Annotated in this window: 1 protein-coding gene; it reads left to right on the top strand. The window is 57.7% G+C overall.

From position 1 onward, the window contains the following. A partial coding sequence (locus tag H5181_RS20585; RefSeq protein WP_220491858.1) for a hypothetical protein occupies nucleotides 1-201 on the top strand: 201 nt, incomplete at both ends.

Raw genomic sequence — 201 nt, 5'->3', positions numbered from 1 at the left:
CAGCGGCATGGGCAGCGATGGTATCTTCAACAGCGATGAGATCGGCAGCGACGGCACTGTGACCGCCACCGTCACCCTAGCGACTGGCACCCAAGTTGGCGACACCTTGATTGTCACTGACGGCAACGGCAACACCCTATTTAACGGCCCTGTCACTCAAGACATGCTCGACAACGGCTTTGACGTTGAAGTGCCTGTCAC

This window comes from Shewanella sp. SG44-2, from assembly GCF_014164215.1.
Taxonomy (GTDB): domain Bacteria; phylum Pseudomonadota; class Gammaproteobacteria; order Enterobacterales; family Shewanellaceae; genus Shewanella; species Shewanella frigidimarina.
Note: the sequence above shows the minus strand (reverse complement) of the source record. Positions and strands in the feature narration are given on the sequence as shown.